Here is a 25,878-nt window from a genome sequence, read left to right as displayed (position 1 = left end):
TTCCGGCCGTCGCCGCCTCCAAGGCTTCGAAGAAGAAGGGAAGTTCGATGATCGGCCCGCGCTCGCGAGGCCGCGCCCGAGCGGGCGGTCCGGTACCGCCACCCCCGGCCGGTACCGGCCGGAGCCCGCCGTATCGTTGCCTCGCATGTGGCCACAGCAGCCACCGGGGGGCGGACAGGATCCGCAGTGGCCCCCGGTCGAACACCCGAACCCGTACCAGCAGCCGGGGTACCACCAGCCGAACCCCTACCAGCCGCCGCAGCAGTGGCAGGCGCCCACACCGCCCGCGGGGCCGCCGCCGGGCGGTGGCCGCCCGGACCGGACCCGACTGGTCGCCGTGGTCGCCGCCGCGGCCGTCGTCGTCGCCGCGGGGGTCACCGGTTTCCTGCTCCTCGGCGGCGGGCACGACAAGGCCGGCCCGGGCCCCACCCCGACCGGCCCGCCGCGGCAGAGCACGGGCAACCCGCGCGCGGCCGACGACCGCACAGCCACGGTCAAGGGCTGGAAGGTCGTCACCAACCCGGCCCAGGGCATCGCCTTCGACGTCCCGCCGCAGTGGAAGCTCCAGACCCCCGACTGGGTCACCTACGTCTCCGAGAACGGCGACCCGGACGACAAGCCGCTCATCGCGATGCGGGCGCCCGCCTCCCTGCGGCCGACGTGGTGCTCCGCGGACGAGGACAAGGACGGCACCCCGGAGGACACCCCGCTGGCCACCGCGGGCAGCAGGCGCAACAACGGCGCCCGCAGCACCGCTCAGATCGCCGGCGCCGACCCGAGGACCTGGGTGTACGGCATGTACACCCAGCCCGACAAGGCCGAGGTGAAGTCCGGCGCGGTCGAACCGTTCACCACGGACTCCGGGATCAAGGGCGAGCTGGGCAGCGCCTGGTCCGTGGGCGTACGGAAGTCGGCCGAGTGCGCCACGGACGGCAAGGCGTGGACCTTCGCCTTCAAGAACGGCCAAGGGGACCTGGTCTCCTGGTCGTTCGTCGGTGTCAAGGGCGTGGACGGCGAGGTGGCGGACGCGACGGTGCGGAAGATCGCCGCAACGGTGCGGATCTACAAGCCCCCGTCGGACTCCTGACGTCGCCGTGCACCGGCCCCCGGACCCGGCCGCCGTTCCCCACCGCGGCGGCCGCCGTCCGGCACCGCCTCGCCGAGGTGCAGTGCAATGCACCTCAAGGTCATCTGGTTGACGCCGTCCGGCCGGTCTGCTGTACGGTCCCCGCATGCTCATCCACCCCTGGGACGCGAGTCTGGACGCCGCGGAATGGCAGACCTGGATCGCCGACGGGCACGACTTCGGGCACCTCTGCGTCAACGGGCTGCCCGGTGAGGCGCCGGCCGTGGTCCCCACCCACTTCGCCACCGACGGCAAGGACCTGCTGATCCACCTCGCACGGCCCAACCCGGTGTGGAAGGTGATCGAGCACGACCCGAACGTCACCTTCGGAGTCACCGGCGACTACGCCTTCATCCCGGGCACCTGGCGCGCCAACCCGGGCGTCCCGCCCACCGACGGCGTGCCGACCAGCTACTACGCGGCCGTCCAGTTCACCTGCCGCGCCCACATCCTCGACGACCCCGAGGCCAAGGCGGCACTGCTGCGCCGCCAGCTGTCCCACTTCCAGCCCGACGGCGACCACGCCCCCGTCGAGGCCGACCGGCCGCCCTACGGCCGCCTGCTCTCCGGCATCCGCGGTCTGCGGCTCGAAGTGCTCGAGGTGCGCGCCAAGTTCAAGTACGACAACCAGAAGCCCACCGAACTGCGCACCACCGTGGCCGAACACCTCACCGAGCGCGGCCGGGGCCTCGACGCCCCCACCGCCCGCCAGCAGTTGCGCCGTCTGGACCGCATGGGCCCGTGGAAGGCCTGAACCGCGAGGCGAGGACGGTGTCCCGTCTCATCCGACGGCGGCGCCGGGCGAGGCCGCTGACACGAGCGCGGCCAGCCGGCGCAGGTGCCGGAAGTACCGGGATCCGTCGGCGCCGGTGATCTCCGGGAGCACCCGGTCGAGGTCCGTGACGGCGTCCCGCAGGACGCGGCCGCGCTCCGCGTCGAGGCTGCCGCCGCCCTCCAGCCAGCCGGAGACACAGCCGGCGACGGTCGCGTCGAGCAGCACCAGGTCGATGCCCGCCGGCTCCGCGCCCCGTACGTCCGCCGGGAACACGGCTCGGCGGTGTTCCTCCCACAGCCGGGACACGTCCCGCAGCCGCTCCGCTTCGTCCACCCGCCCATGATGCCGCACGCGACGCCGGCCGGGCGTAGCCGCCTCGCACCCGCGGCACGGGAGGGTTCCTGCGGCGACCCGCACAGAGGGCACCGGCCCGCCCGGTCGCGTTCGCCCGATCGCCGTGCGCTCCGCACAATGGTGCTGTCATCCGACCCGCCCCGCGGGCCGCGCCGCGCACGGGCCCCCGCCCGGAATCCGCCAGGTGGGCGCCCGTATCCGGGAGGCGACATGCACCACCGTACGGTCGAGGAGCTCATGACCCGGGACGTCGTCCGGGCCCGGCAGGACACACCGTTCAAGGAGCTCGCGAGGCTGCTGGAGGAGAACGACATCACCGCCGTACCCGTGGTGGACGAGCTGGACCGCCCGGTGGGCGTGGTGTCCGAGGCCGACCTGCTGCGCAAGAGCGCCGACCAGGCGGATCCGGCGGGCCTGAGCCCCGTACCGCACCTGGAGGCCGAGGAGCGGGCCAGGGCCGAGGGGGTCCGGGCGGAGGAGGTGATGTCCGCTCCCGCGGTGTGCGCGCGGCCCGAGTGGACCGTCGTCGAGGCCGCCCGGCTCATGGAGCGGCGGCACGTCAAACGGCTGCCCGTGGTGGACGAGGCGGACCGGCTCGTGGGCATCGTCAGCCGCGCCGATCTGCTACGGGTCTTCCTGCGCCGCGACGAGGCCATCCGCGAGGAGATCAACCGGGACCTGCTGCGCGGCACCCTCCTGCTCGACCCACGGGACGTCACGGCGGAGGTGCGCGACGGGCGGGTCACCCTCACCGGCATCGTGGAGTTCCGCACCCAGATCCGCGTCATCGAGCAGTTGTGCCGGGGTGTCGACGGCGTCGTGTCGGTCTCCGGGAACCTCACCTTCCGGACCGACGACACCCGGGACACGCCCCCCGGGACGTGAGCGCCGCCGGATGAGCGAGTCGCGCCGGCCGACGCGTCCGCGCACGGGGCGGCGGTGCGCACGGCACTCTGGGACGGTAGGCAGCCGATGCACCCGGGAGGCGGCCGTGGAACGGCAAGAGAACTTCTCCGCTCGACCCGAGGCCCGCGGCGACGAGCCCGCCCGGCCCCCCGGGGAGGCGGCCCGCCAGGGCCTGCTGCTCCGTTATCTGGGTGCCGTGGCGGAGGCCGCCGCCAGGCACCGCGACGAGGTGGAGCAGGCGCCGTCGGCTCCCGCGGCGCCCCGGCCCGAGCCGGTGCGCGAGGGGCCCGGACCCGGCCGGCCCACGGTGCGCGAGGTGATGGACGTACCCGCCGCCCATGTCCCCGCGGACCTGCCGTACCGCGACATCGCGCGGGTGCTGGCGGACGAGCAGGCCGGCGCGCTGCCGGTCGTGGACGCGGAGGACCGGGTGGTCGGCGTCGTCTCGGAGTCCGATCTGCTGGCCAAGGTCGCCTTCGAGGCGTCCGGGCACCGGCCCGGTCCCATCGGCAGGCTGCGCGAGCGCCGGCTGCACGGCAAGGCTCACGGCGAGACGGCCGCCGACCTGATGACGAGCCCCGCGATCACGGTGCAGCCCGGCGCGACCGTCGCCGAGGCCGCCTGGCTCGCCGCGCTGTCCCGGCTGAAGCGGATGCCCGTCACCGACCACTCGGGCCGACTGGTCGGGGTCGTCCGCCGGGACGCCCTGCCGTGCGCGACGGCGTGGTGGAACTGACCGGGCGGATGCCCGCCGCGACGGCGGCCCGGCTGCTCGCCGAGGTGGAGAAGATCACCGGCGTGGTCGAGGTGAAGAACCTGACCACCGCCGACTGACCGCACGCGGACACCGCGACCCGCCCGAGGGGCGCACGCCGTACGCCGCCCCGCACCACGTCGCCGCGTCGGTCGCACACGGGCGATTCCCCGGTCATAGGCGACAGAAGATGTCCGGTTTGAGGCATAGCGTCGCGCTGTCGGCCACCGAAAGGACACCGGACCATGCGTATCGCGGTCACCACCCCCACCGGGAACGTCGGACGGCACGTCGTCGCCATGCTCGTCCGGGCCGGGCTGCGGCCCCGGGTCCTCGCCCGCGACCCCGGGCGGCTCGACCCCGGGCTGCGCCGCGAGGTCGACACCGTCGCGGTGGACCAGCGCGACGCGGACGCGGTCGTCGCGGCCACCGCCGGGGCCGACGCGCTCTTCTGGGTCGACCCCCCGTCGGCGGGCGAGGACCCGCTCGGCGACTACGCGCTGGCCACGGCGAGCGTGGTGAGCGCCGTCAGGGCCAACGGCGTCGAGCGGACCGTCTTCCTGAGCAGCGTCGGTGCCGAACTGCGCCACGGCGCCGGGGAGATCGACGGCCTCGCGGGCACCGAGACCGCCCTCGACGCGCTCGGCGCCACGGTCACCCATCTGCGCTGCGGCTTCTTCTTCAGCAACCTGGAGTCCTACCGCGACGCCATCCGGGCCGGCACGATCCCGGTGATCCTGCCGCTCGACCAGCCCATGCCCTGGGTCGCCCCGCGCGACATCGCCGAGGTCGCGGTGAGCCGCCTGCTGACGACCCACTGGTCCGGCCGCCACGTACAGGCGGTCCACGGCCCGGCCGACCTCACCTGGCCGCAGGCCGCCGGGATCGTGTCCGCCGCCGTCGGCCGCCCGCTGCGCGTCGAACGCGTCGAGGACGACGAGATGCGCAAGCTGCTGCGCGCCTCCGGCATGACCGACGAACTGGTCGAAGCGGTCATCGGCATGTCGACCGGGCTGCGGGACGGCTTCGTGCCGCAGCAGCCGCGCACCGTGCGCAGCACCACTCCGACCACGCTGGCGTCCTGGGCCTACGACGTGCTCCGGCCCCTGGTGTGACCAACCGCGCCGGCACTCGCCTCACCTCACCGGGGCCCGGCCCGATCCCACTCCTGGTCCCCCTGGGGCATCCGGCGCCGGTCGGGCCGTGCGCGCGCGAGGGCGCCCGCGCCGAAGGCCGGTGCGGAGGGCGGCGAGCGTGCCGAGGAGACCGGCGTCGATGTGCCTTCGGACCGGCCCGCCCGGCGTTCCCGGCGGACGCGTCGGGGGAAGACCGAGGGGAGGGCGCCGAGGCGGGGAGGCCACGAGCACATGAACGCGGACGCGGACCGGTCACCGGCGCGGATGAGTCCGTGGCGGTTCGTGGTCTGGTTCGGCACGGTCAGCCTGCTCGCGGACGTCGTCTACGAGGGCGCCCGCTCGATCACCGGGCCGCTGCTGGCCTCGCTGGGCGCGTCCGCGCTGCTCGTCGGCGTGGTCACCGGTGCCGGCGAGGCCGCCGCGCTGGGGCTGCGACTGGTCTCCGGGCCGCTGGCCGACCGCACCGGCCGCTTCTGGGGGCTGGCGATCGGCGGCTACGCCCTGACGGTCGTCTCGGTACCGCTGCTGGGCGTCGCCGGGGTGCTGTGGGCGGCCTGCGTCCTGGTGATCGCCGAGCGGGTGGGCAAGGCGGTGCGGTCGCCCGCGAAGGACACGCTGCTCTCGCACGCAGCCGCGGCGACCGGCCGGGGCCGGGGCTTCGCCGTCCACGAGGCACTGGACCAGATCGGCGCCCTCGTCGGACCGCTGCTGGTGGCCGGCGTGCTCGCGCTGACCGGCGACGACTACGGGCCCGCCCTCGGGGTGCTCGCCCTGCCGGGCCTCGCCGTACTGCTGGTGCTGTCGTGGCTGCGGGCCCGGGTGCCGTCCCCGCAGGAGTACGAGCGCGAGACACGGGCCGCGGCGCCGGAGCCGGGCGCCGGGCGGCTGCCGAGGGCGTTCTGGACGTACGCCGCCTTCACCGCGGTCACCACGAGCGGCTTCGCCCCCTTCGGCGTGCTCTCCTACCACCTGGTCCAACGGCATCTGCTGACCGCCGCGTGGGTGCCGGTGCTGTACGCGGCGGCGATGGCGGTGGACGCGCTCGCGGCACTGGCCACGGGCTGGCTCTACGACCGGATCGGCCCCCGTGTGCTGGTCGCCCTGCCGGTGCTGACCGCCGCGGTGGCGGCCCTCGCCTTCACCGGCACGGCGCCGGTCGCGGCCGCCGGATCGCTGGTGTGGGGCGCCGCCATGGGCATCCAGGAGTCCACCCTCCGCGCCACCGTCGCCGACCTGGTGCCCGCCGGGCGCCGCGCGACCGCGTACGGCCTGTTCGCCGGCGCCGTCGGGGCGGGCAGCCTGGTCGGCGGCGCCCTGACCGGCGGACTGTACGGCTACTCGGTCCCCCTGCTGGTCACGGTGGTCGTCGCCGTCCAGGTCCTCGCCGTCGCCCTGCTGGCCGCCCTGCGGACCACCCGGCACTGAGACACCGGCCGCCCCGCCCACCGACGCTAGGGAAGGTCGACCGACCGGTGTTCGTCCAGCACCCGGTAGCCGGCGCTCGTGTAGAGGTTCATGGCCACCTCGTTGCCGCCCCAGACGGTGAACATCAGCGCCGAGTCGCCCGCGGCGAGGGTGGTCCGCTCGCCCGCCGCCATCGCGGCCCGCCCGTGTCCCTTGCCGCGGTGCGCCTCGTCCACGTGCAGCGAGTAGCCGTAGGTGACCCCCGGCAGGTGCCGGTGCCGTAGCCAGCCGGTGCCGATCGGCTCGCCCGCCGCCTCCAGCACCAGGAGGGTGTTGTCGGGCGTCGCCAGGCCCTCGGGCAGAAGCTTGCCGAAGTCGTCGTCCGATTTGCGCGTGGCCTCCTCGCGGCTCATGGAGCCCGACCGCACGATGCCGTCGATGTACGACGCCCGCTCGGCGGCGAGCCACCCGGGATACTCGGCCTCCGTCATCGGCCGCGCCGTGACGCCGTCCACCGCTTCCGGCGGCGGCGAACCGAGGGGCCGCACCCGCACCTGGCCCCGCACGGCGTATCCGGCGAACAACTCGCCCGCGGGCCCGGCGAGCCGGACGTTCACCCGGCGCGCGCCGCGCTCCGCGCACCATGTCTGCGCCCACTCCCGTGCGGCCCGCTCGTGAGCCGCGTCGACATGGAGGTCGCCGATCCGCCCCGCGAGGATGCCGTCGGTCTCGGAGACGGCCACGGCCAGGTAGCCCACCCGGGTCCCGGCGGACGTCACCTCGACGACCGTCCAGTCGTCGAAGCCCGCACGCTCCTTCCTGAGCAGCTCCGCCGCCGCGGCCTCGCCGAGCCCGGACGCCAGGTACCAGTCGCGCCGCCGCCGTTCGAAGTCCTGCCGCCATGCCGTGGGGTCACCGAGGACGCTGAATCCAGTCATCGGGCCACCCTAGCCAGCTTGTCATGGACCTGTGCGCCGGTCCGGGCCCCTCCGACGCGACCCGCTCGGGCAGGCTGTGATCGTCAGCCCCTGATCACGGGCCCCTCGTCGCACAACCCGGTCCGGCAGCACACCGGCAGCCAGTCGGCCGCGATCTCCCGGACACGCTCAAGGCGGCCCCTGTCGGGCTCCAACACCGTGATGATCTCGAAGGCGCTGCCGACCGCACCGAGGGAGCGGTTCGCCATCACCTCCGCGTAGAGCAGCCACAGACCTCGGGCGGCCAGTTCCCGGCAGCGTTCCGGCAGATCGGTCCCTCGCCGCGCGGACGAGGGATCGGTGCCCTCGCCGGTCACCAGGTACTGGAGCTGCCGCAGGAACCACTCCCGGGCCACCGGCGTGACGTCGTCCGCGAGGGCGGCCAGGGCCACGGACACCACCGCGGGAGCCGGCTCCCACAGGGTCACCGGCGACCACACGTGCCCCTCGAGGCCGACGTCCGGTTCCGCTCCGGACCCGGCCGCCGCGACGGCCGTCAGATCGTCGGCGAGATGAGCCGCGGAGCCACCGCACCCGCACCGCATGCCCGCCCAGTCGTGCAGCGCCGTCTCCATACCGATCAGGCGCACCGGCCGTCCGGGTGCCGAGGAGGCGCTCACCGCGGGGGCATCCGGATCCGCACGATGAGTGATCCCGGTGTCGTCGTTCTCCATGACCTGGACGTTCCCTCCCCGCCGTTCCAGCCGCTGCCGCCGCCCGCCCGGTATACGCTATTGAATATGGTCTGGGAAATGCTGGGCCTGGGTTTCGTTCTCAGTCTCGACAATTTCCGGGTATCGATCGCGCTCGGCACCGTCCCCTTCGGTCTGCGGCGCGCGGCGCAGGTCGCGCTGACCTTCGGCCTGTGGGACGCGGTCATGCCCCTGGTCGGGCTGCTGATCGGCCATGAGATCGGCGAGACCATCGGCGGCGTCGCCGACGTGGTGGGCGCCGCCGCGCTCGGCGGCTACGGCCTCTACCTCGTCATCACGTCCCTGCGCCACCCCGAGCCGGACGAACTGGACCACCCCTGGGCGCTGTTCGGCATCCCGCTGTCCCTGAGCCTGGACAATCTGATCGCCGGGACGAGCCTCGGCATCCTCGGCCTCTCCCCATGGCTGTCGGCCGCCACCTTCGGCGTCATCACCGCGGGAATGTCCCTGCTCGGCCTGCGCCTCGGCCGCGCCGCCGCCCGCCTCATCCGCATCCGCTCGGACCTGCTCAGCGGCGTCACCCTGATCATCGCCGCGGTGGCACTGCCGCTGGTGTTCGGAGGGTAGACCCCGGGTTCCGGGCCGGGTGCACGCCCGCGTCCCCCACGACCTACCGGCTCAGCCCGTTCGTGCCCGCCTCCGGTGGCTCAGCGGCGGACCGGCCGCCGGACCTGGTGCGCGCGCGGAACCAGCGCCGAACCCGCCGCGCGCCGCCCGGAGTTCGCCGCGGCCACCGCCCGTTCGACCAGCTCGTGGTCCGGCGACAGATGGCACACCGGGTCGGTGCGGGCCGGGTCGCCGGTGAGGAGGAAGGCCTGGCAGCGGCAGCCGCCGAAGTCCACCTCCCGGCGGGGGCAACCACGGCAGGGCTCCGGCATCCAGTCGGTGCCCCGGAACGCGGTCATCACCGGCGCCTCGGCCCAGATCCGCCCCAGCGACTCCTCCCGCACACTGGCCCGCGGCAGCGGCAGGGACTGCGCGGCCGGGCAGGGCAGGACATCGCCGTTCGGTGTCACGGTCAGCTGCCGGGACGCCCACCCGCCCATGCAGGGCTTGGGATAGCGGCTGTAGTAGTCGGGGATCACATAGACGATCTCCATGCGGTCCCGCAGCCGCGCGAGCGCGGCCCGTACGACATCCTCGGCCGCCGCGAGCTGGGCCCGGCTCGGCAGCAGCGCGGCGCGGTTGCGCCACGCCCAGCCGTAGTACTGGGTGTTGGCCAGCTCCACCCGGTCCGCGCCCACCTCCTCGGCCAGGGCGAGCACCTCGGCGACATGGTCGATGTTGTACCGGTGCAGCACCACGTTCATGGTGAGCGGCCAGCCCAGCTCCTTGACCAGGCCCATCGCCTCGACCTTGCGCCGGAAGGACGGCATTCCGGCGATCCGGTCGGACCGGGCCGGCTCGTCCGCCTGGATGCTGACCTGCACATGGTCCAGGCCCGCGGTCCGCAGCAGTTCCGCCCGGCGCCGGGAGAACCCGACCGCGCTGGTGATCAGATTGGTGTAGAGGCCCAGCAGATGGGCGTGCGCCACGATCTCCGGCAGGTCCCGCCGCAACAGCGGCTCCCCGCCCGACAGATGGCACTGCAGCACCCCGAGATCAGCGGCCTCGGTCAGCACCCGCAGCCAGTCGTCCGTCGTCAACTCGTCCCGGTAGTCGGCCAGGTTCAGCGGGTTGGAGCAGTACGGGCAGGCCAGCGGGCAGCGGTAGGTCAGCTCGGCGAGCAGCCCGAACGGGCTATCCATCGGTCAGCTCCAGCCAGTGGCGGGCGACGAGCCGGCCCAGGAACCGCCGTACCTCCTCCTCGGGCACGCTCCGGTAGCGCGTGCCCAGCTCGCTCACGATCTCGGCCACGGTGTGCCGCCCGTCGCACAGGTCGAGGATGGCCGCGCCGGTCCCGTTGAGCACCACCACCGCCTCGGGGTGCAGCAGGATCCGGCGCTGCCTGGTTCGGGAGTAGTCCAGCCGTACGTGGCGCGCCGGCCGGGGCCGGTCCGTGCCGGACACCTCGGTGGTGCCCGGCCGGGGCCTCGTGACAGGGGTCGGATCCATGATCGTCACTCCGGATAGGCCTGGTCCACGGCGTCCATCAGGGACCACAGGACGTCGCACTTGAACGACAGCGCGTCGACGGCACGCGCCCGGGACTCGGCGGAGACACAGTGCATGGTGACCACCTCCAGGGCGTGCTCGCAGTCCCGCGGAGCCTGCTCCAGCCGGGCCCGGAAGTAGGCCAGGCCCTCCGGGGCGATCCACGGGTACCACCGCTCGAACCCGGCCAGCCGCGCCGCCATCAGATCCGGCGCGAACATCTCCGTGAGCGAGGACGCCACCGCCTCCACCCACGGCTGGGTCCGGGCGAAGTTCACGTACGCGTCGACCGCGAACCGCACCCCCGGCACCAGATGCCGGTGGTCCAGTACTTCCGCCCGGGTCAGTCCGGCGGCCTCGCCCAGCCGCAGCCACGCCTCGATGCCGCCCTCGCCCGCCGCGGTGCCGTCATGGTCCAGGATCCGCCGGACCCAGCGGCGGCGGACCTCCGGCTCGGGGCAGTTGGACAGGATCGCGGCGTCCTTGCGGGGGATGTTCTCCTGGTAGTAGAAGCGATTGGCCACCCAGCCCCGGATCTGCCGGCGGCTCAGCTCACCGGCGTTCATCCGGACGTGGAACGGATGCTGGTCGTGGTAGCGCCCTGCATGCGCCCGCAACGCCTCGACGAACCCGTCCGCGCCCGTCACCGTGGTCGCTGTCGCCGTCACGGCACTACACCCGGACCTCAAGGCCGTCCATGGCAACCTCCATGCCGTACTCCTCCACGGTACGCCGCTCGGGCGTGCCGTCGAGGAGGACCGGATTGGTGTTGTTCATGTGGACGAACACCACCCGGCCCACGCCCAGCGAGGACAGCAGCGCCAGGCTGCCGTCCGGGCCGCTCATGGGCAGATGGCCCATCTCCCGGGACGTCCGGCCGGACAGACCGAGCCGTTGGAGTTCGTCGTCGCGCCAGCAGGTCCCGTCGACCAGCAGGCAGCCGCAGCCCTCGATCTCCCTGCGCAGCGCCCGGGTCAGCGCCTGCACACCCGGCAGGTACACCAGCGTCCCGCCGCCGCGCTCGTCGGTCAGCCGGTAGCCGACCACGCGCCCGTGGTCGGCCCTGGCCCCGAACCGGGCGCGCTTGGTGGTGGGGACGTCGAAGGCACGGCAGGACAGTCCGTCCGCCAGGGCGAGATCGGCGCCGGGCAGCACCGCACGCCACTCCACCGGGCAGTAGCGCTCCAGTGTCCGCAGGACCCCGGTGCCGTCCCACAGGACCTTGTGCACGGCGGGCGTGGCGTACAGCCGCAGGGCACGGGCCTCGCGCAGCAGCAGCAGGCCGAGCGTGTGGTCCAGCTCGGCGTCGGTGACCAGCACCGCCTCCAGGGGCGTCGTACGGCCGTCGTGCGGACGCAGCCCGGGGAAGTCCTCGATCTGGGCGCGCACGTCGGGCGAGGCGTTGAGCAGGAACCACCGGCGGCCGTCGGCGCTGACCGCGGCCGACGACTGGGTGCGCGGGGGACCCGCTCCGGAGCGCACCGCGGCGCACACCGGGCAGCCGCAGTTCCACTGCGGGGAGCCGCCCCCCGCCGCCGACCCCAGGACACGCAGCAACACGTCCGCACCTCCCTCGGTCCGGGCCGTTCGAGCGCCGGGCGGCGCCGGACCGGCTCCGGCGCCGCCTTCTGTCCGCTGGTCCTCCCGTTCGCTAGTCCTCCAGCCGGGCGAGGTACATGGTCACCTCGGCCGCGACCACGATCTCGTCGAAGTCGGGTGTCTCCCACACAGCGAGCTCGCACTCCATGGATCCACCTCCTCTCCGCCTGAAGCGGCACTCTCCGGGCGGTGCTAGACCGGTTCCGGAAGGGCGAAGACCATCAGGGCGCTGCCGTGGCCCGCGCCGAGCATGCCGGGGAGGAACCCCTCGGCCCAGCCGCCCCAGCCGACCGGTACGGCGATGTACTGCCTGCCGTCGACCATGTAGGTGGTCGGGCTGCTGTGGTGGCCGCTGCCGCACTGGAACTGCCACAGCAGCTCCCCGGTGCGGGCGTCGAACGCGTCGAACTCGCCGGACGGCTCACCGGCGAACACCAGGTCGCCTCCGGTGGCCAGCACCGAGGCGCACATGGGCAGTTCGTTGCGCCAGCGCCACTTCTCCTCGCCGTTCGCGTCGAACGCGCTCACGGATCCCGCCATGTCCTCGATGTCCACCTGGACGCCCGCGCCCCAGTACGGGATGGACTCCTTGAACTCGCGGCGCCGCCGGGTCGCCGTGGCGCCCGTGTCCTGGACCGGGACGTAGAACAGCCCGGTCCTTGGGCTGTAGGCCGCGTGCGTCCACTCCTTGGCGCCGGCCGGACCCGGGTAGAAGTGGACCGGCTCGCCCTCCTTGTCGGGGTAGAGCTTGGCCGTCACCTGGCCGTCCCGGGTGATCGCCCCCCAGGTGATGCGGTCCACGAAGGGCGTGATCCCGACCCGCTCGCCGTTGGTGCGGTCGAGGACGAAGAAGTAGCCGTTCTTGTCGAAGTGGCCCAGCAGTTTGCGCCCGTCCTGCTCGAACAGGATGCACTCGGCGATGCTGTCGTAGTCCCACAGGTCGTGCGGGGTGCACTGGTAGTGCCAGCGGATCCGGCCGCTGTCCACGTCGACGGCGATGATGCAGTCCGTGAAGAGGTTGTCGCCCTCGCGGACGGCACCGTCGAAGTCGGGCGCCGGGTTGCCGGTGCCGACGTACAGCAGGTTGGTCTCCGGGTCGAAGGTGCCGGTGAGCCAGCAGTTGGCCCCGCCGCGCGCCCACGCCTCGCCGTCGGCCGGCCAGGTCTCGGCGCCCGGCTCCCCGGGCTTCGGCACGGTGTAGCAGCGCCACTGGTGCTCGCCGGTCTCGAGGTCGAACGCGTCGAGGTGCCCGCGCACGCCGAACTCGCCGCCCGAACTCCCGACGATCACCAGGTTCTTCACGATCAGCGGGGCGACCGTGGCGCTCTCCCCGGCCCGGACGTCGCCGTAGGTGCGGTCCCACACCCGTTTGCCGGTGCGAGCGTCGAGCGCGAGCAGCCGTGCGTTCGCCGTGACGAAGAAGACCTTCCCCTGCGCCACCGCGACGCCCCGGTTCACGTTTCCGCAGCACAGGGACACGTCGAAGGGCACGGCGTGCTTGTACCGCCAGATCTCCACGCCGGTCTTCGCGTCGAGGGCCCACACCCAGCCGTCCCAGCCGGACAGGAACATGACCCCGTCCACGACGATCGGGGCGGCCTCGAACGAGTACGTCGACGCGCCCGCGATCAGCCCGGTCGTACCGGCCTGGAAGACCCACGCGGGCCCGATGCGCTTGACGTTCTCCGTGTTGATCTGGTCCAGCGGGCTGTAGCGCTGACCGTTGTAGGCGCCGTAGTAGGTGAGCCAGTTCTGGGGTTCCTCACGGGCGTGGAGGATGCGTTCGTAGTCGATGCCGGCCGTCACCGGCGGTGCGACCTCGCCGCCCGCCACCTTGCCGCTCAGGTTTCCCTGGTCGACGGCCTCGCCCGCGTCCACGTAGTCGACGGTCATCGTGCTTCCGCCTCCTTCCTCTTACGGTCGCGGCTGTGCGGGTCGGTCGAGGCGGGCCTCCGGCGGGGCGTCCCCCATGACGACGATGGCCCCGGTCAGTCCCCGGCCCTCGTCATTGCCCGTGGGGGAACCGAACCAGTAATAGCCCGGCCCGTCGAGATTCAGGTGCGCCCGCCCGCGCGAATGGTTCACCAGCCAGATGAACTTCCGGTCGCCGTTGCTGGGCAGCAGCGCACAGTGGGTGTTCCGATCGTCGTTGACGAGTTCCAGCTCGATATCGCCTCCGTGCGGCATGACCAGAATGGAGGGGTCCCAGGAAAGCTCGTCCGGGTGGATGCGAATGGTGGCCCGCATGCGGCCGTCCGGCTCCTCGGTGGCCCGGCCGATGGTCCCGGTGCCCAGCACCTGGCCCAGCCCCGCCTTGTTCTGTGCGTTCAACCCGATCTGGTCCAGCAGGTCGGTGCGTTCCCGCGTGGTCGTCATCGGGGTTTCACTCTCCTCGTCCGAAACCGCTGGTCGAATCGACCTCGTCTCGTCTTCCACATCGTTTTTTCGCTTCAATGGAAGGCGTAATGAAAGACGTCTGTTAATCGCGTCGGAGGAAGCAAAGGGGAAAAGGGTGAATTGATGGTCCGTAAACAACGCTACGCCGTCTGGATCACACCGACAAGGGCGAGCCGGAGCAGCGGCCGGGGAATGCCGTTCACCCGCCGTCGGCCGCCGTTCGCCCCCGATGAGGTACCGCTCGGACGCATCGGGCCGGGGCGGGCGCGAGGTCGTACCGGTCGAGGTTCATGACCTTGTCCCACGCGGCGACGAAGTCCCGCACGAACCTCTCCCGGGCGTCGTCGCTCGCGTAGACCTCCGCGACGGCGCGCAACTCGGAGTGCGAACCGAAGACGAGGTCGACGCGGCTGCCGGTCCACCGGACCTCCCCGGTGACGCGGTCGCGGCCCTCGAAGACGTCCGCGGCCGGGGAGCACGGCCGCCACCGCGTGCCGTTGTCGAGCAGGTGCACGAAGAAGTCGTTGGTCAGGGTGCCGGGCGCCGAGGTGAACACGCCCAGCGGCGACCGGTGGTGATTGGCGCCCAGCACCCGCAGCCCGCCCACCAGCACCGTCATCTCGGGCACGGTGAGGTCCAGCAGATCCGCCCGGTCGACCAGCAGGTGCTCGGCGGGCCGCCGGGCGCCCTCGCCGACGTAGTTGCGGAACCCGTCCGCGACCGGCTCCAGCGCGGCGAAGGACTCCACATCGGTCCACTCCTGCGTGGCGTCCGTGCGTCCGGGCGCGAACGGCACGTGGACGGGCAGGCCGGCGGCCTCGGCGGCCCGCTCGACGGCGGCGGCACCGCCGAGCACGATGAGATCGGCCAGCGAGATCCGCTTCCCCCCGGTCCGTGACGCGTTGAAGGACTCCCGGATGCCCTCCAGCGTGCGCAGCACCGGCGCCAGCGCCTCTGGTTCGTTGACCGCCCAGCGGCGCTGCGGCTCCAGCCGGATGCGCGCGCCGTTCGCCCCGCCCCGCCGGTCGCTGACGCGGAACGTCGAGGCCGACGCCCACGCGGTCGACACCAGCTGGGCGACCGACAGCCCGGAGCCGAGGAGCCGGCCCTTGAGCACGGCGATGTCCGCCGCTTCGACGAGCGGGTGGTCCACGGCGGGCACCGGGTCCTGCCAGAGCAGCCGCTCCCCGGGCACCAGCGGTCCCAGCCAGCGCTGTACCGGGCCCATGTCGAGATGCGTCAGCTTGAACCAGACCCGGGCGAAGGCGTCCGCGAGCTGCTCGGGGTGGCGGAGGAAGCGCCGCGCGATCGGCTCGTAGACCGGATCGAGGCGCAGCGCCAGGTCGGTCGTGAGCATCCTCGGGGCATGCCTGACCGACGGGTCGTGGGCGTCCGGTACGGCGTCGGCCCCGCCGCCGTCCGCCGGGATCCACTGCCACAGACCGCCGGGGCTCAGCTCCAGCTCCCACTCGTAGCCGAACAGCGTCTCGAAGTACCCGTTGTCCCAACGGGTCGGGGTGGGCGTCCAGGCGCCTTCGAGCCCGCTGGAGATGGCGTCCCCGCCCTTGCCGGTGCCGTGGTCGCTCCGCCAGCCCAGCCCTTGCTCCGCCAGCGGCGCGCCCTCGGGTCCGGGACCCAGGTGTGCCTCCGGGTCGGCCGCGCCGTGGGTCTTGCCGAAGGTGTGGCCGCCCGCGATCAGCGCGACGGTCTCCTCGTCGTCCATCCCCATCCGCCGGAACGTCTCGCGGATGTCCCGGGCCGAGGTCAGCGGGTCCGGCACGGTGTTCGGCCCCTCGGGATTGACGTAGATCAGGCCCATCTGGTCGGCGGCCAGCGGCTGGTCCAGCTCCCGTACCCCGCCGTGCCGTTCGTCGCCCAGCCACGCGTGCTCGGGACCCCAGTAGGTGTCGGCGTCGGACTCCCAGGCGTCCCGCCGGCCGCCGGCGAAGCCGAACGTCCTCAGCCCCATCGTCTCCAGGGCGCGGTTGCCCGCGAAGACCAGCAGATCGGCCCAGGAGATCGCGCTGCCGTACTTGCGCTTCACCGGCCACAGCAGCCGGCGCGCCTTGTCGAGGTTGCGGTTGTCCGGCCAGCTGTTCAGTGGCGCGAAACGCTGGAGACCGGCGCCCGCGCCGCCGCGGCCGTCGGCCACCCGGTACGTTCCGGCGCCGTGCCACACCATCCGGACGACGAGTGGCCCGTAGTGCCCGAAGTCGGCCGGCCACCACTCCTGCGACGTCGTCAGTGCCCGGTCGACGTCCCGCGCCAGGGCGTCGAGGTCGAGGGCGCGGAACCGGGCGGCGTAGTCGAAGTCCCCGCCCAGCGGGTCGGCGAGGGCGGAGTGCTTGCGCAGGGCCGTCAGGTCGAGCCGGTCCGGCCACCAGTCGCGGTTGCCCATGACCGGTGCCGGGCGGGCGCCGGAGCCGGCCCGCGGCCCGGCCGGAGCCTCGACGGGCGCGGAGAGGCCGAGCCCGCCGGCGCGGCCCGCCCTCCTCTGCTCACGCCCGTGGACGCCGGCCTCCACTGTGTCGGACACGGGGACCTCCTTCCCGCCCGTGCGCTCGCCCGCGACGCACGTCCCGCCCGTCGCGGGCGAGGACGTCAGACGCCCAGTGCGCGGCGCACGGCCGCCGCGTTCCGCCGGGAGACCGGCAGGGTCTCCCGCGCTCGGTCCATGACCAGGGACAGTTCTCCTTTGCGGCCGCGTTCGATCTCCCGGACCCGGCCGAGGTTGACGACGTACCGGCGGTGCACCCGCAGGAACCCGGCACCCGCCAGTTCGCCGTCGAGCTTGTCCAGACTCGTGGCGGCGGCCCGCAGCCACCCCTGATCCGTGCGCAGCCACACGTCGTTGCCCCGCGACTCGGCGAAGAAGACCTCCGCGGGATCCAGCAGCACCATCCGGTTGCCGCTCACGGCGACCAGCCGGCGTGGCGGCTTCGCGGGGTGCGCGGTCCCCTCCGCGCGGGGCACCGGTTCCCCGTCGAGGGCGCCGAACGACACCAGGCTCCCGATCAGGTGCCCGCAGGAGAAGACGGGCCGGATGCTGATAGATGTCGGCTCCGCGCAGGGATGGCCGACGATCTGCGTCGAACCGACCCAGCCGGGATCGTGGGCCGCCTGCCCGGTCGCGTGCCGGGAGGCCGCGATGAACTCTGGCAGCCCCGGGTTCCAGCGCAGCGTCGGGTCGACCGCAGGGGTGGACGCCGGAACACCCAGCAGGACGCTCGCCGGCTCGTCGGCGATCACCACCTTGCCCGCCGTGTCCACCGCGGCGAGCGGCGCGCCGGAGCGGGTCCGCGCCCGGGCGTAGGCCGCGACCAGCTCGGCGCCGCTGGCCCGGGCGCGCCTGCGCAGCGGGTACTGGGCCATGGTGGCCGCGTGCGCCAGCCAGCCTTCCGCGGACGCGGGCAGCCGGCCGCGCCAGCAGCACAGCCCCATGACCGCGATCGGTTCCGCGTTCACCACGTCCCGCACCGCGATGCCCGCGCAGCTCCAGTCGTGGAACGCCCGGCACCAGTGCTCCGGGCCGCGGATCGGCACCGGACCGTGCGCCTGAAGCGCGGTGCCCATGCCGTTCGTGCCGGCCGCGGACTCCGACCAGCAGAACCAGGGGACCAGCCGGGACTCGTACGCCCTGGCGAGGGTGGCCTGGTCCCCCCACTCGGCCAGGATCCGGCCGGCCGCGTCGGTGACGGTGACGAGACCGCCGAGGCCGCCCACCTCGTGCGCCACCGTGGCGGCGCGGAAACCCAGCTCGGTGAAGACGACGTCGTGCTCGGGCGGATGACCGGTCTCCGCGACGGCCACCGGCGCCTCGGTGAGGTGCGGATCGACCCGGTACTGCTCCCGGCAGCGGTGCCAGGAGATCGCCACCAGGGGCCGCACCCCCAGAACCTGGTCATCGCCCTGGACGAACCGCTCCCAGGCCGCCAGTACGCCTCCGTTGCCCGGGTCCGGCGGCACCGGCTCGGCGAGCCGCGTTGCATCCCTCATGGTTCAGAACCACCCTCGGTCCATCCCCAACGCCCGACGGCATGCGCGGGTCCGCACCGCCCGCCGCTCCTCGCGGCCGGGCCTCCAGCGGGCTGGGCACTGTCGCGCGCGTCTTCGTACTTCGCCACAAACCTGCCTTCCTCACCCTAATGACCGTCGGCGAGCCGCGCACGCCCCCGCCGCACGGTGACCGGACGTATCCGCCGCGGACGGTGCGGACGGCCACCTGGCCACGTCGCACCGGGCTGCCCCGCCTGCGCATCCTGTCCGCCCGTGCCGGCACCCTGGCCGCCCCCTGGTGACGGCCCGGCTCACCGGACCGGGGTTCCTCGAACTCGTCCATACCGTCGTCGAGGGGGGCCTCGCGGCCGTGGCCCGGCCGCCTGCGCGCCGCGCGTACGATCATCGGGACCGCCTTCCCGGAGGAGCCCAGCCCAGTGACCGTCGTCCCGCCGCCCCGCGCCGCCTCCGGTGCGCTCCCGGTGCGCCTGCTGACCCGCGTCGAGTGCGGCGAGGAACTGCCGGCCCTGGCCTGGCGGGCGGGTGTCGGCTGGCGGATGATCAGCAGCGCGGTGCTCGGCGGCGGCATCGGGGAGCGGGCCTGGGTCCTCAACGCCCAGGTCTCGCACGGCTACCGCAGGACCGACCCCGAGGCCCACCTCGCCGGCCTCGCCCACGACGCCGGACTGCGCGGGCCGGGCGTCGGCCTGATGACCGCCGCCGACGTCCGCCGGTACGGCCACGCGCACGACGGGGGAGTCGACGCCGTGGCCACCGCGGGGCTCGGGGTGCGCGGCTGGGCCGCCGGCCCCGCGCCGGGCAGCGCCGCGCCGCCCGACCCCGGCACGATCAACATCGTCGTCGCGGTCCCCGCCCCGCTGACCGACGCCGCGCTGGTCAACGCCGTGAGCACCGCCACCGAGGCCAAGGTCCAGGCACTGCTCGACTCCGGCTACGACTGCTCCGGCACTCCCACCGACGCGATCTGCGTCGCCGCGCGCACCCCCCGCCCCGGCGAACACCCTGACTCCTTCGCCGGCCCCCGCTCCCTCTGGGGCGCCCGCCTGGCCCGCGCGGTCCACTCCGCGGTGCGCGCCGCGGCGGAGTGAGGGGCCTTCGGCCGCAGGCCGAGAGGGGGACGGCGAGTGCCGGGCGACCCCGCGACGGACGCGGAGCCGCGGCCCTCGGGACACGGGGCGGCAGCCCGAGGCCCGCGGAGCCGAAGCGGATGTCCGTGCGCCCGGCGGGCCGGCTCGACCCCACGCCCGCCCAAGGCCACCGGCCCCGGCCGATCCGAAGACATGTACGGCACGGCCTCCGGAAACGCTGAGCGGAGCGCCCGTGCTGGATTAGAGTCGAACGGGCAGTATCCGCGGGCCAGGGGGGCCAGGTTGGACATGCACAGCGAGCGGATCCGGGTGAACGTTTTCACTCCCGGTGATCCGGAGTCACGGGCCGCCGCCGAGGCCGCTTTCGAGGCGGCCGCGAGTGTCGGCAAGGGCGTGGACGCGCGGGGGACCGTGCCACTGGCCGACGTGCTGATGATCGGCTCGGTGGCGACGCACGCCCTCGCCTATCTGATCAACACGCTGCGCAAGGCGTGGAGCAAGGGCGTCGTGGTGGACGCGATGGGGGGCCGCCTGACCATCCGTCAGGACCCGGCGCTGCCGCGCGGCACGGTCGTCGTACGCTCCCTGTCCGGAGAGGTGACCGTCCGGGACGGCGTCGGACTGGCGGACGCGATCACCGGAGCGCTCCCGCAGCGTGCCGGCAGCGGCGACACCGGGGAGCAGGAGAATGCCTGACCCCGGACGCAGCATTCTCTTCCGGGACCAGCAGAACCTCGAACTCGCCGAAGAGGCACGGGAGATGAGTCTGGCGTTCGCCGACTCCGCCTACCTGCGGTGGATCAGCGGCGAGGAGGATCCGCACCGGGCCTGGGAGATGTACTTCGAGCGCACCCAGCGCCAGGTCCGCACGCTGCTCGACGGCCTGCTCGCCACCTTCCCGCCCGAGGACCGGGACAAGGCGCTGCAACTGGCCGGTTCCGTCGAGGCGTTCTGCCTCCCGTCGGACGCCGTGGAGTCGCGCGTCTTCGAGAACCCCGGCTCGGCCACCGGCTTCCTCATCGGGATCTCCCCCCTCGCGGTCCAGCTCAGCGCCGAGATCGCCTGGGGCATGAACCTCGCCCATCCGTACCTCCCGGAGGACCTTCCGGAGGGATGGGAAGCCGCCACCATGCACGCGCAGGAGTCCCTCGCCCTCGTCCTCAGCCGCTATGTGCGGGCGGCGGAGCGACTCGGCGAGGCGCCGGTGCCCATGAGCATGGTCGTCCTGGCGATGCAGAAGTCCACCGGGCCCGACGGAGGGCCCCGGGACTGCTACGACGCGGCGCTCGCGTTCGCCCTCACCCATGAACTGGCCCACATCCGCAACGGAGACCTCCTGCCCGCGCGGCACCGGCAGGCGGCGGCGCTGCTCCCGGAACACATGGCGTCCGCGCTGGACATCTCCGCCGAGGAGAACGAGGAACTCACGGCCGACGCCGCCACCTTCACCTCCTGCTTCAACTTCCTGCTCACCGTGGCGAGCCTGGCACCGGACAACCCCCTTCGCGACGCCCGCACTCCGCGTGAACTCCTGCAGCGCGAAGCCCAGTTGATGATCACCGCGTGGCACAGCGCGCGCCGGGCGACGGAAGCGTGCGAGGCCTACTACACCGCCGTGTCCATCCTGTCGGACATCGCGTTCCGCAGGGGTGACGACGACGCCGCGCGCCGGTTGCTCACCACCGCGATGCGGCTGCCCTACATCCAGCGCTACGTCCAGCAGGTGCGCGAGGAGGTCCTGAACAAGGCGTACGGGCCGTACATGTGGACGGAGTACGACGTCGCGTACCGCAAGGGCTACGGAAGCTGGCGCGCGTTCCTCGTCGGGAACCTCCTGCCCGCGGTGAGCCGCGACCAGCGCGCGGAAGAGCCCGACTGGTTGTCCGACTGGAAGACCCCCGCGGCCCGCGCCAGGGAACCCCGGTACCTGGCCGCCGTCGTCGAGGAGGGGCAGCGGCAGGTGGAGGCGATGGTCCGTGAGGCGGGCCCGGACGACGGACGGACCCTCGCCGCCCGGGCCAACCTCGCCTACCTGCGGTCACAGGCCGGGGACACCGCGGGGGCGATCAGCGCCCTGGTGGACCTCATCCCGCACATGGAGCGGGTCTGGGGAGCCGACGACCCGAACATCTTCCCCGTCCGGCACAACCTGGCCTGGCTGCTCGGCGAGACGGGGGACACGGCTGGAGCCGTGGCCGCCTTCACCGAACTCCTCGCCGTGCAGGAGCGCGTCCTCGGCCCCGACGACCCGGACACCCTCGACACCCGGTACGAACTCGCCCATCTGCGCGGCACCACCGGGGACGTGGCGGGCGCGGTGGCCGACTTCGTCCTGTTGCGCGCCGACCACGAACGGGTCCTGGGGCCTGGGCACGCCGCCACCCTCGCCACCCGCAAGAGCCTCGCCCATTGGCAGGAGCGGCTCGGGGACACGGAACGCGCGGCGGCCACCCGCGCCGAACTCCGCTCCGACGAGGTGACGGTGTTCAACCCGGACCACCCCGGCACCCGCGCCGCCTACGAGGCACGGCTGGAGGAGCACACGCGCAAGCTGGGCCGCGGCCACCCGGACACCTTGACCACGCTGTGGTTCCTCGCCGTCCTGCGCGGCAAGGACGGCGACGCCACCGGTGCCGCCGCCGCGTACACCGAACTGCTCGAACACGACCTGGAACCATTCGGTTTCGACGAGGTGGACCTTCGGATCATCCGCGACAACGCCGCCTTCTGGCAGCGCGTCGCCGATGAGCGGCACCACGCCGGCTGACGCACGCGGGCGGCGGCCGGCGAACGGCCGCCGCCCAGGTGAGACCGGTGCCGGCTCCTGCCGCCCCGCCCGGCGGGTGTCAGCCGCGGGGCAGGAAGAGGCGGGAAAGCGCGGTCGTGGCGAGGAGGAGGGCGGCGACGGTGAGGAGACCGAGCCGCATGCCCGGGAGGGAGAAGGCGCCGCCGTCGGAGGCCGACAGCAGGCTGCCGAAGAGGGCCACCGCCAGCGCACCGCCCAGTTGCCGCAGGGAGTTGAGCAGTCCCGACACCGTCCCCGCACGCTCCGCCGGCACCGCGTCGATCAGCAGTGCGGTCAGCGCGGGCACCGCGAGCGCCCCGCCCACGCTCAGCGGCACCAGCAGCACCAGCACCAGCCACACCGGGGTGTGCGCCGCCAGCGGCAGCATGGCCAGCATGGCCACCGCGAAGACCAGTTGCCCGGCGACGATCACCGGCCGCCGCCCGATCCGCTCCGCGAGCCGAGGCGAGACCAGGTTGGTGCCCGTCACCACCGCCGACAGCGGTACGAACATCAGTCCCGCGGCCACCGCCGACATCCCCCGCAACTGCTGGTAGTACAACCCGAGCAGGAAGATCCCGCCGTAGAAGGCGGCGTTGACGGCGAACCCGACCGCGAGCGGGACCGACACCCGACGGTCGGCCAGCACGGCCGGCGGGATCATCGGCTGACGGTGCCGTGCCTCGACGACGCCGAAGAGGACCCCGGAGACGACGGCGAGCGCCGCGGCGGCCAGTACCAGGGGGCTGGTCCAGCCCAGGTGGCCGCCCTCGATCACCGCGACCGCCAGCCCGGCCAACGCCAGTACGGCGGTCGACTGGCCCATGGCGTCCAGCGCGGCGGGCCGTCGCGGTGAGCGCGGCACGCGCACCAGCAGGGCCAGGATCACCGCGCCCACCGGCAGGTTGAGCAGGAAGACCGCCCGCCACCCGGCCCACTCGGTGAGCAGCCCGCCCAGCACCGGGCCCGCGGCCATCGCCACCGAGCCGCCGACCGTCCACAGCGCGATGGCCCGGGCACGCTCCCTGCTGTCCTCATGGGTCTGCCGGACCAGCGCCAACGAGGCCGGCATCACGACCGCGGCGGCACCGCCCTGTGCCACCCGAGCCGCGACCAGCACACCGATGCCGGGCGCCAGCGCACAGCCGAGGGACGCCAGGGTGAACAGGGCCACGCCCCAGGCGTAGGCGCGACGGGCACCCGCCCGGTCGGCGATGGCGCCGGCGGAGAGCATCAGCGCGGCGAACATCAGGGTGTACGCGTCCACCACCCACTGGAGCCCGGCCATCCCGCCGCTGAGCGACTCGCGGATCGCGGGCAGCGCGATGTTCACCGCCGACACATCGATGGTGATCACGGTGAACCCGAGGAGCGAGGCGACCAGCGCGACACCCGCCCGCCCGGCCGTGACGGCGGTCGGGGCGGGCGGCGTGGCTGGTCGGGCCCGCTCCGGCGCTTGCGGCCGTGGCCTCGGCACCGGGCTCCCGGGCTCGCACCCGGGTGCGGCGGTCGGCGGGGCGGAAGGGGTGCCGGGCATGATGGCCTCCTGGGCCGGTCGGTCGTGGTCGACGGTGTCCGTCGGGACGGTCGGGCGGGCGGCCACTGGCGCTCCGGGACCGCGGTCCGGTGTCGTGCACCCCCTGGGACCCGGCGGCCGGGCCGCCCGCTTGGCACCAACTGTGCGCCCGCGCGGATCCGCCCGGCAGACCGCGCCGTACCGGGGTGCGGCGTTCCTGGCCCTGACACGGTCCCCCAACCCCCTTGTGGTGCTGACACAATTGACCGAATGGGAGCAGCAACCGATGCGCGCGGGACCGAACTCGGCAGGTACCTGAGGGCACGCAGGGCGCAGGTGCGCCCGGAGGACGTGGGCCTCCCGGCCGGTGCGGGCCTGCGCCGCACCCCGGGACTGCGCCGCGAGGAACTCGCCGCGGTCGCCGGGGTGAGCGTGGACTACTACATCCGCCTCGAACGCGGCCGGGAGACCAACCCCTCGCCCGCCGTCGTGGACGCCCTCGGCCGTGCCCTGCGCCTGCGCGGGGACGCCTACGAACGCCTGCACGAACTCGCGGAGTTGGCCTCCGGGCGGGTCGCCGAACTGCCGGCCTGTCCGGACCACACCGTCCGTGACTCCGTGCTGCGCATGCTGGAATCGGTACGGCCTCTGCCCGCCTACGTGGTGAGCCGCTACAACCGGGTGCTGGCGGCGAACCCGCCGGGCCGGCGGCTGCTGCCCGGACTCTGGGACTGGCCGGAGCAGCAGCGCAACCTGACCCGCTACCTCTTCCTGCACCCGGTGGGGCGGACGCTCTACGAGCCCTGGGAGGAGACGGTCGCACTCTCGGTGGCGCATCTGCGGGCGGTCGCCGGCGCCGGCCCCGACGACCCCGAACTCACCACGCTCGTCGGTGAACTGGTCCTGAAGTCACCGGAGTTCGCCCGGCTGTGGGAGCGGTACGACGTGTGCGAGCGCGGCGGCGGACAGAAGTGCTTCCGGCACCCGCAGGCCGGGGCGATGACCCTGACGTACGAGGTCATGCGACTGGCCCGCACCGGCGGCCAGCGCATGGTGGTCTACCAGGCGGCCCCGGGCACCGCCGACGAGGAGGCCATGCTGCTGCTGGAGGCCGAGGACGCCCGGGGCGAACGCGCATCCGCCCCGCTGCTGAGCCTGAACGGCTGACCCGCCGGCGATGCGGCCGGCGCGGCGTCCGGCCGCGCACAGGGCGCGGCGCCGGGACGGTCGTCCCGGCGCCCGGCAAGGCAGCTACCGGTTACTTCTTGTGACAGCTCCACTTGCCGTTGACCTTCTTGAGGTGCTCGCCCTTGGGGCACTTCTTCATGGTCGGCTTCGGGTGGGGGGTCGATGCGTGCTTGGCGACGGTCGCGTGGCTGGTCGCCGGCATCGCGAGGGCGGTCCCTGTCGAGGCCACCGCTGCTCCGCCGGCGAGTGTGCCCGCGGCGACGCTGGCGACCAGCACGCGTACGATCTTGCTCTGCATGATCGGCACCTTTCCGTAGTCGGCGTCAGTACCTCCTCCCGATTCTTGGGGGCGGTCCTCGCGTCCCGCATCTCGATCACCGGCTCGCAGGAAGGTTCGCATGATGAACTGTCGTGTGGTTCCCGGGCGGTGCCCACTTCCGTGAACCGGGCAAGCGGTTCCGGGCACCCGGCCGGTACGGTCGCCCGAGTCGGGCGGAGCGGGACGTTGCCCGGAGCCCGGAGCCCGGAGCCCGGAGCCCGGAGCGTTTCAGTCCTTGCCGCCGTGCATCCAGTGCGCCCAGCGCTGATGGCGGCGGGACGGCGGACGCTCCTCGGGAGTGGGAGCGGGATCGGCGCCCTGCCGCGGTGCGGCGGGTGGCGGCGAGGCCGGTGGCGGGCCGTCCTCGGGTGGGCGCAGGCCCTCGGTCGAGTACTCGGTGGTCGCGATGGTGTCGATGATCTGCTGGTCGGTGAAGTTCTCCGAGCCGGGCACATGGGGCACGAAGCCGATGAGCACACCGTCGCCGACCACCTCCGCGTCCAGCCCCGACACCCCGTCGGTGTCCCACAGCGCCTCGATGCCGTGGTCCAGGACGACCCTGATCCCGAACTCGTACACCCCGGCCTCGACGAGATGGGCCATGACCCCCCGGTCCCGCAACGCCGCCACCACGCGCCGGGCACGCTCCGCGTCCATGTCGGCCGCCTCCCTCCGGGTCCGCGGTGCCGGGCTCGTGCGCGGCCCGACACCACCATTAACCCTCTCCCAC

The 25,878-nt window shown here is 73.5% G+C and carries 28 protein-coding genes; 13 read left to right on the top strand and 15 right to left on the bottom strand.

The genetic code is table 11. The features are described from left to right. Positions 1–145: 145 nt before the first annotated feature. Positions 146–1,087, top strand: coding sequence for a hypothetical protein (locus ACSP97_RS01710; protein ID WP_440556143.1), 942 nt, complete (start codon positions 146–148; stop codon positions 1,085–1,087). Positions 1,088–1,232: 145 nt separating this feature from the next. Then, positions 1,233–1,880: an FMN-binding negative transcriptional regulator gene (locus ACSP97_RS01705; RefSeq protein ID WP_440556142.1), complete on the top strand. Its 648-nt coding sequence runs from the start codon at positions 1,233–1,235 to the stop codon at positions 1,878–1,880. Positions 1,881–1,907: 27 nt separating this feature from the next. Here ACSP97_RS01705 and ACSP97_RS01700 read toward each other — a convergent pair whose 3' ends face one another. Further along, positions 1,908–2,234 carry a hypothetical protein gene (locus ACSP97_RS01700; protein ID WP_355327577.1) on the bottom strand — a complete coding sequence of 109 codons (327 nt, stop codon included), beginning with the start codon at positions 2,232–2,234 and terminating at the stop codon, positions 1,908–1,910. 231 nt (positions 2,235–2,465) lie between these two features. Here ACSP97_RS01700 and ACSP97_RS01695 point away from each other — a divergent pair, with 231 nt between their 5' ends. The 5 genes from ACSP97_RS01695 (at position 2,466) to ACSP97_RS01675 (ending at position 6,476) form a co-directional block, all read left to right on the top strand. Continuing rightward, positions 2,466–3,140: a CBS domain-containing protein gene (locus ACSP97_RS01695; protein WP_358682047.1), complete on the top strand. Its 675-nt coding sequence runs from the start codon at positions 2,466–2,468 to the stop codon at positions 3,138–3,140. 106 nt (positions 3,141–3,246) lie between these two features. Continuing rightward, complete coding sequence (locus ACSP97_RS01690; RefSeq protein WP_440556141.1) at positions 3,247–3,897, top strand: CBS domain-containing protein; 651 nt, start codon at positions 3,247–3,249, stop codon at positions 3,895–3,897. After that, positions 3,873–3,995: a hypothetical protein gene (locus ACSP97_RS01685; RefSeq protein ID WP_388295944.1), complete on the top strand. Its 123-nt coding sequence runs from the start codon at positions 3,873–3,875 to the stop codon at positions 3,993–3,995. Before ACSP97_RS01690 ends, ACSP97_RS01685 begins: the two co-directional genes overlap by 25 nt. 165 nt (positions 3,996–4,160) lie before the next feature. Beyond that, a complete protein-coding gene (locus ACSP97_RS01680) occupies positions 4,161–5,030 on the top strand; it encodes an NmrA family NAD(P)-binding protein (protein WP_355526526.1) in 870 nt (289 codons plus the stop codon). A 252-nt stretch (positions 5,031–5,282) separates the two neighbouring features. Further along, complete coding sequence (locus tag ACSP97_RS01675; protein ID WP_355526523.1) at positions 5,283–6,476, top strand: MFS transporter; 1,194 nt, start codon at positions 5,283–5,285, stop codon at positions 6,474–6,476. 26 nt (positions 6,477–6,502) lie between these two features. On the opposite strand, the gene ACSP97_RS01670 is transcribed toward ACSP97_RS01675, so the two are convergent. Continuing rightward, positions 6,503–7,393: an N-acetyltransferase family protein gene (locus ACSP97_RS01670; protein WP_440556140.1), complete on the bottom strand. Its 891-nt coding sequence runs from the start codon at positions 7,391–7,393 to the stop codon at positions 6,503–6,505. Between the two features lie 83 nt (positions 7,394–7,476). Further along, positions 7,477–8,106, bottom strand: a complete 630-nt coding sequence (locus tag ACSP97_RS01665) for a hypothetical protein (RefSeq protein WP_382009796.1) — start codon at positions 8,104–8,106, stop codon at positions 7,477–7,479. A 66-nt stretch (positions 8,107–8,172) separates the two neighbouring features. Between ACSP97_RS01665 and ACSP97_RS01660 the strand changes: the two genes are divergently transcribed. After that, on the top strand, positions 8,173–8,712 hold the full coding sequence (locus ACSP97_RS01660; RefSeq protein WP_355147215.1) for a manganese efflux pump MntP: 540 nt from the start codon (positions 8,173–8,175) through the stop codon (positions 8,710–8,712). Between the two features lie 80 nt (positions 8,713–8,792). Here the strand turns inward: ACSP97_RS01660 and pqqE are convergent, their stop codons facing one another. The 9 genes from pqqE to ACSP97_RS01615 all read right to left on the bottom strand — a co-directional run bounded on the left by pqqE (position 8,793) and on the right by ACSP97_RS01615 (position 18,231). Then, the gene (gene pqqE, locus ACSP97_RS01655) at positions 8,793–9,893 is read right to left on the bottom strand and encodes a pyrroloquinoline quinone biosynthesis protein PqqE (protein ID WP_355526511.1); all 1,101 of its coding nucleotides are present in this window, start codon (positions 9,891–9,893) and stop codon (positions 8,793–8,795) included. Beyond that, positions 9,886–10,200, bottom strand: a complete 315-nt coding sequence (gene pqqD / locus ACSP97_RS01650) for a pyrroloquinoline quinone biosynthesis peptide chaperone PqqD (protein WP_355526508.1) — start codon at positions 10,198–10,200, stop codon at positions 9,886–9,888. The genes pqqE and pqqD overlap by 8 nt, the downstream gene beginning before the upstream one ends. Positions 10,201–10,205: 5 nt before the next feature. Continuing rightward, positions 10,206–10,907: a pyrroloquinoline-quinone synthase PqqC gene (gene pqqC / locus ACSP97_RS01645; RefSeq protein ID WP_440556139.1), complete on the bottom strand. Its 702-nt coding sequence runs from the start codon at positions 10,905–10,907 to the stop codon at positions 10,206–10,208. Positions 10,908–10,911: 4 nt separating this feature from the next. Then, on the bottom strand, positions 10,912–11,799 hold the full coding sequence (gene pqqB / locus ACSP97_RS01640; protein WP_364726461.1) for a pyrroloquinoline quinone biosynthesis protein PqqB: 888 nt from the start codon (positions 11,797–11,799) through the stop codon (positions 10,912–10,914). 91 nt (positions 11,800–11,890) lie between these two features. Next, entirely contained in the window at positions 11,891–11,986 is a 96-nt protein-coding gene (gene pqqA / locus ACSP97_RS01635; protein ID WP_070029365.1) for a pyrroloquinoline quinone precursor peptide PqqA, read from the bottom strand. Positions 11,987–12,030: 44 nt separating this feature from the next. Then, positions 12,031–13,731 carry a PQQ-dependent dehydrogenase, methanol/ethanol family gene (locus ACSP97_RS01630; protein ID WP_355147225.1) on the bottom strand — a complete coding sequence of 567 codons (1,701 nt, stop codon included), beginning with the start codon at positions 13,729–13,731 and terminating at the stop codon, positions 12,031–12,033. Positions 13,732–13,752: 21 nt separating this feature from the next. After that, positions 13,753–14,214 (bottom strand): MSMEG_3727 family PQQ-associated protein, encoded by a 462-nt coding sequence (locus tag ACSP97_RS01625; protein WP_070029363.1) that lies wholly within the window; start codon positions 14,212–14,214, stop codon positions 13,753–13,755. A 220-nt stretch (positions 14,215–14,434) separates the two neighbouring features. Next, positions 14,435–16,633 (bottom strand): catalase/peroxidase HPI, encoded by a 2,199-nt coding sequence (katG, locus tag ACSP97_RS01620; protein ID WP_440558536.1) that lies wholly within the window; start codon positions 16,631–16,633, stop codon positions 14,435–14,437. Between the two features lie 203 nt (positions 16,634–16,836). Continuing rightward, positions 16,837–18,231, bottom strand: coding sequence for a LytTR family transcriptional regulator DNA-binding domain-containing protein (locus tag ACSP97_RS01615; RefSeq protein ID WP_440556138.1), 1,395 nt, complete (start codon positions 18,229–18,231; stop codon positions 16,837–16,839). A 149-nt stretch (positions 18,232–18,380) separates the two neighbouring features. Between ACSP97_RS01615 and ACSP97_RS01610 the strand changes: the two genes are divergently transcribed. The 4 genes from ACSP97_RS01610 to ACSP97_RS01595 all read left to right on the top strand — a co-directional run bounded on the left by ACSP97_RS01610 (position 18,381) and on the right by ACSP97_RS01595 (position 22,107). After that, positions 18,381–18,533 carry a hypothetical protein gene (locus ACSP97_RS01610; protein ID WP_440556137.1) on the top strand — a complete coding sequence of 51 codons (153 nt, stop codon included), beginning with the start codon at positions 18,381–18,383 and terminating at the stop codon, positions 18,531–18,533. Between the two features lie 135 nt (positions 18,534–18,668). Continuing rightward, the gene (locus ACSP97_RS01605) at positions 18,669–19,340 is read left to right on the top strand and encodes an adenosylcobinamide amidohydrolase (RefSeq protein WP_440556136.1); all 672 of its coding nucleotides are present in this window, start codon (positions 18,669–18,671) and stop codon (positions 19,338–19,340) included. Between the two features lie 288 nt (positions 19,341–19,628). Then, entirely contained in the window at positions 19,629–20,036 is a 408-nt protein-coding gene (locus ACSP97_RS01600; RefSeq protein WP_355526496.1) for a hypothetical protein, read from the top strand. Further along, positions 20,029–22,107, top strand: coding sequence for a tetratricopeptide repeat protein (locus ACSP97_RS01595; RefSeq protein WP_440556135.1), 2,079 nt, complete (start codon positions 20,029–20,031; stop codon positions 22,105–22,107). Before ACSP97_RS01600 ends, ACSP97_RS01595 begins: the two co-directional genes overlap by 8 nt. Before the next feature lie 79 nt (positions 22,108–22,186). Here the strand turns inward: ACSP97_RS01595 and ACSP97_RS01590 are convergent, their stop codons facing one another. Beyond that, a complete protein-coding gene (locus tag ACSP97_RS01590; RefSeq protein WP_440556134.1) occupies positions 22,187–23,662 on the bottom strand; it encodes an MFS transporter in 1,476 nt (491 codons plus the stop codon). A gap of 249 nt (positions 23,663–23,911) precedes the next feature. Here ACSP97_RS01590 and ACSP97_RS01585 point away from each other — a divergent pair, with 249 nt between their 5' ends. After that, the gene (locus tag ACSP97_RS01585; protein ID WP_440556133.1) at positions 23,912–24,808 is read left to right on the top strand and encodes a helix-turn-helix domain-containing protein; all 897 of its coding nucleotides are present in this window, start codon (positions 23,912–23,914) and stop codon (positions 24,806–24,808) included. 91 nt (positions 24,809–24,899) lie between these two features. On the opposite strand, the gene ACSP97_RS01580 is transcribed toward ACSP97_RS01585, so the two are convergent. Both ACSP97_RS01580 and ACSP97_RS01575 read right to left on the bottom strand, forming a co-directional pair. Next, on the bottom strand, positions 24,900–25,127 hold the full coding sequence (locus ACSP97_RS01580; RefSeq protein WP_440556132.1) for a hypothetical protein: 228 nt from the start codon (positions 25,125–25,127) through the stop codon (positions 24,900–24,902). 249 nt (positions 25,128–25,376) lie between these two features. Next, complete coding sequence (locus tag ACSP97_RS01575; RefSeq protein WP_355327623.1) at positions 25,377–25,805, bottom strand: hypothetical protein; 429 nt, start codon at positions 25,803–25,805, stop codon at positions 25,377–25,379. Positions 25,806–25,878 lie beyond the last annotated feature (73 nt).

It is taken from the genome of Streptomyces sp. SCPE 10, assembly GCF_051980735.1.
Taxonomy (GTDB): domain Bacteria; phylum Actinomycetota; class Actinomycetes; order Streptomycetales; family Streptomycetaceae; genus Streptomyces; species Streptomyces misionensis.
This window is presented reverse-complemented; position numbering and strand designations above follow the sequence as displayed.